At 46.8% G+C, this 3,882-nt stretch carries 5 protein-coding genes and 1 pseudogene; 5 read left to right on the forward strand and 1 reads right to left on the reverse strand.

What is annotated here, in order from left to right:
• The 4 genes from GRP75_RS20955 to GRP75_RS20970 form a co-directional block, all read left to right on the forward strand.
• Positions 1 to 449: PspA/IM30 family protein (locus tag GRP75_RS20955; RefSeq protein ID WP_202404243.1), on the forward strand; the 449-nt coding region annotated here is incomplete at its 5' end.
• 149 nt (positions 450 to 598) lie between these two features.
• A complete protein-coding gene (gene liaF / locus GRP75_RS20960) occupies positions 599 to 1,246 on the forward strand; it encodes a cell wall-active antibiotics response protein LiaF (RefSeq protein ID WP_023990237.1) in 648 nt (215 codons plus the stop codon).
• 16 nt (positions 1,247 to 1,262) lie between these two features.
• Entirely contained in the window at positions 1,263 to 2,342 is a 1,080-nt protein-coding gene (locus GRP75_RS20965; protein WP_023990236.1) for a sensor histidine kinase, read from the forward strand.
• Positions 2,320 to 2,970 (forward strand): response regulator, encoded by a 651-nt coding sequence (locus GRP75_RS20970; protein WP_013372995.1) that lies wholly within the window; start codon positions 2,320 to 2,322, stop codon positions 2,968 to 2,970. The genes GRP75_RS20965 and GRP75_RS20970 overlap by 23 nt, the downstream gene beginning before the upstream one ends.
• 75 nt (positions 2,971 to 3,045) lie before the next feature.
• On the opposite strand, the gene GRP75_RS20975 is transcribed toward GRP75_RS20970, so the two are convergent.
• Positions 3,046 to 3,510: a hypothetical protein gene (locus GRP75_RS20975; protein ID WP_068941930.1), complete on the reverse strand. Its 465-nt coding sequence runs from the start codon at positions 3,508 to 3,510 to the stop codon at positions 3,046 to 3,048.
• A gap of 245 nt (positions 3,511 to 3,755) precedes the next feature.
• Between GRP75_RS20975 and GRP75_RS30740 the strand changes: the two are divergent.
• Positions 3,756 to 3,882: pseudogene (locus GRP75_RS30740) on the forward strand (YwmB family TATA-box binding protein); the annotation flags it as partial.

Consider the following 3,882-nt stretch of genomic DNA (forward strand, 5'->3'; position numbering starts at 1 on the left):
TAGCGCGCAAGCTGTTGGGAGAGAAGATTTATTTTGTGCAGAAGCAGGACGAATACCGCGACTTGCATACACAAGCTGAGCTTCAAGCAAAAGAATTGGTACAACAGCTTCACGACATGAAAGATGAATTCTATAAAATGCGCAACAAGCGCAATGAGTTGGTATCCCGTGCTCAAATGGCGAAAGCCAAAAAGCAAATGTCTCAAATCAATAGTTTGCACACGATTGAAAGTGGGTCTGCTTCATTGGGCTTCCACCGTATGGAAGAAAAAATCATGCAAATGGAAGCTGAAGCTGACGTACTGCGTGCTCCTTACCGTCAAGCTCCAGGAGAAACATATATTAATCCAGCTGAGGCTGAAAAACAGTTTAAAGTGGATGAGCAGCTTCAACAGCTTAAGTCCAAAATTCAGACAGGTGCTAAACCAGTCGATATGAAGAAGGACTGACTACTCGGAAACAAGACATTATGATATGCTGTATGGAATGGACATTGGTCGATGATCGTGCTCAATCTGTATGGTCCGGGAAAGCCATATGGCGGAATGTCGCGCCACTATGGCTTTTCCGTCCTGTATAAACATAAAGGGGGTGCAGCATGGAGAGAAAAAAATCAGCCTTGGCACTGGCAGGGATTGGCATCGGGATTATCATTTTATTCGGTCAGTGGATTGGGTTCCTCTCCGTGGTTGCACTGATCCTAATGTTGGCCGGAATATATAAGATCCGTAATTCCAAAATCAAAAAAGGTTACACGATGCTCGCGATTGGTGCTGGACTGTTAGTGCTGGATCATTTGTTCCTGTTTGTGGTAGTTACACTAGCATCATTAGCTGTATTCTATTCACGTTCAAGGAAGCTGCATAAAGGTCAAAGCTCCATATTCAAGCACAATTTTATATCCAATCATAAATGGGATGAAGTGCCTTGGAGTCTGCGCAGCACAAGCATATGGCATGTGGTTGGGGACGTGGATGCTGACCTGACGTTGGCTCTCCCAGAGGAACGTGAGTCCGTCATATTTCTACAAGGGATCTTCGGTGACATTGACATCACGTTACCGGATAATTACGGTGTAGAGGTGGAGATGCTCGTATTGTTCGGACAGATTCAGTTTGACCGGGATCATGAGGCGGGGATGCTCAATCGACTGGTTTGGAAGTCTCCTCATTTTGAGCAGAGTGAGTATAAAGTGAAGTTTGTCGTTTCGTACTTGGCGGGCGATGTCCGCGTCCGATTTTATTGAATCAGGAGGAGCCGGGATGAATCATAAAAAAACGTCCAACATGGTAACCCGCAGTATGGGTGAAGGTATCCTCCTGTGTGTTGTTGTGGGCGTAGTTGTCTTTTATATGCTGTATACATATGGATATGTGAAGTCGTTCCCAACCTGGGGCATGATATTGAAAGTTGCAGGAGCCGTTATACTGGTGTTAATTGGTACAGGGGCAATGTACGGATTTTATGAGAGCTACCGCTTTAAAAGCAGATTGGAAATGTTGAGAGAGACGTTGCTGATGTGGGAAAAGGGAACCCCTGCACGTGAGTTGCCGCCCCTAGGGCATGATGAGCTTGGCAGGCTGGGAGAGCAGCTGGAACGGATCGGGCGTAAATGGCAGGAACAAGTTACGTCTTTACAACGCTTATCCACGGATAATGCTCAGTTGGCAGAACAGGCACGGATGACTGCGATTGTGGAGGAGCGGCAGCGGCTGGCCAGAGAGTTGCATGACGCCGTATCACAGCAATTATTTGCTATTTCAATGACGGCGACGGCTGTGGGGAGGACGCTGGATAAGGATTTTGATAAAGCGCAGCGTCAAGTTGCGCTAATTGAAGAAATGTCTTCCGTGGCACAATCCGAAATGCGGGCGTTACTACTTCATCTGCGGCCTGTCTATCTGGAAGGAAAACGGCTTGAGCAGGGTTTGCGTGATTTGGTACAGGAGTTGCAGGCAAAGGTACCGATGGAGATTGATTTTGAGATTGAAAGCGGAGTACAGTTGGTTAAAGGCATTGAGAACCACTTGTTTCGTATTGTTCAGGAAGCGATGTCTAATACATTGCGTCATGCCAAAGCAACCCGCATGGAAATTCGTATCGTGCAACGCCCGGATTCCATCAGGCTGACGATTCGGGATAACGGTATTGGTTTTGAACTGGATGAGAAAAAGCAGACTTCATATGGATTATCCACAATGCAGGAGCGGGTCAGTGAAATTGGGGGAGCTATTCAATATATAACGGCACCGGGAAAAGGAACACGGATCGAGGTTTCCGTGCCAGTTATTAATGATGAAAGCGGAAGGAACGATGATCATGGAAACGGAATTACCGATTAGCGTACTGCTGGTAGACGACCATGAAATGGTACGGATTGGTCTTGCGGCGGTGCTGGGGACGGAAGAAGGTATTGAAGTGGTCGGCGAGGCTGGAAGCGGAGAAGAAGGCATACGGTTGGCTTCCGAATACAAGCCAAATGTCATTTTGATGGATCTGGTCATGGATGGCATGGATGGCATCGAAACGACACGCCAAGTAACTCGTCTGCTTCCAGAGACAAAGGTGATTGTGCTGACAAGTTATTTGGACGATGAGAAAATGTATCCGGTCATTGAGGCAGGGGCATTCAGCTATTTGCTCAAAACGTCTCGTGCTTCCGAGATAGCGGATGCGATCCGTGCAGCTGCACGCGGACAGTCCGTACTAGAGTCACAGGTGGCCTCCAAGATGATGAATCGATTTCGCCAGCCACAGGCTGAGGCACCCGCGCATACGGAACTGACTGATCGTGAGATGGAGGTGCTTCGCCTGTTGGCACAAGGGAAGTCTAACCAAGATATCGCAGATGAGCTGATTATCGGGATTAAGACGGTAAAATTCCATGTCACGAACCTTCTCGCTAAATTAGGAGTGGAAGACCGTACACAGGCGGCGATCTATGCCTATAAGAACGGATTAGCAGAGTAGAATGTAGAATAAACGAATACAAAGAACCGGAGACGACAATAGTCCTCCGGTTTTTTGTATTCCATAACAAGGTGTTTAGATCAGGAGGAATAAAAAGGCGATTAAAGCCAGATCTAGTGCAAGCCCTGCCCCGTATCCATATCCGCCGTACCCACCGCGATAGCCTGGTCTGCCATTTCCATAACTACTATAACCATTTCCAGCAAATCCGCCTGCGTCATAAGGAAAGGATGGACTCAGAGGTTCGTTAGGTGGCTTAATTAAGGCATTTAGTTTGGCAGAGGTACGAGCTTTGTTTTTAGGATTCCTTTTTTTCTTTTTAGAGGAATTCTTTTTTGGGGATTGTTTTCCTTTGTTACTGTAGCTCCCGGCGTAGAGACTGCCAGGAAAGGAGGATGGATATCCGTTCAACATCAGCTTGCCTTTGCTACACCCACTTAAGATGCCGATGTGTCGTGTACCATCACGCATAACGGCACAGACCAGACGTCCACCATGAGGTGCCACATTGGCTTCATTTACAGGATAAATCGGAAACATGATTTCACCTCTTTTGGTGTAAGATGCATTGTGATCATAGTCTATTCTTACGGTGCCTACGATGTATGGTCGAACACCCAGTAGGCAGATGAATATTTTAGAAGGGCTTTGCCGTAGCTGTGTGTATAAAACCTTTGACAAAGGGAATGCTATTGATAGATTGATAGATTTCAAACCAGCCGAAAAAGAAAGTAACCAGAGCGTAGGTGTGGGAATCGGATGGTTGTGGAGCGGGGGGAACGATAATGTTAAAAGCAGAGCTGATTAAAAAAGGGATTATTGCAATTTTGGTATTAGGAACGGTGCTGGTACTGGCTGGCTGGCGCTACGGAACCCTTCAGACAAACCGATATGATTCCCGCGAAGCAGAAA

The organism is Paenibacillus sp. OT2-17 (genome assembly GCF_009827695.1).
GTDB classification, from domain to species: domain Bacteria; phylum Bacillota; class Bacilli; order Paenibacillales; family Paenibacillaceae; genus Paenibacillus; species Paenibacillus polymyxa_B.

Bases quoted from the DNA above. Each gene is read 5' to 3' on its own strand.
- GRP75_RS20970 (WP_013372995.1), top strand. From the start codon at position 2,320: ATGGAAACGGAATTACCGATTAGCGTACTGCTGGTAGACGACCATGAA.
- GRP75_RS20975 (WP_068941930.1), bottom strand. From the start codon at position 3,510: ATGTTTCCGATTTATCCTGTAAATGAAGCCAATGTGGCACCTCATGGT.
- liaF (WP_023990237.1), top strand. From the start codon at position 599: ATGGAGAGAAAAAAATCAGCCTTGGCACTGGCAGGGATTGGCATCGGG.
- GRP75_RS20965 (WP_023990236.1), top strand. From the start codon at position 1,263: ATGAATCATAAAAAAACGTCCAACATGGTAACCCGCAGTATGGGTGAA.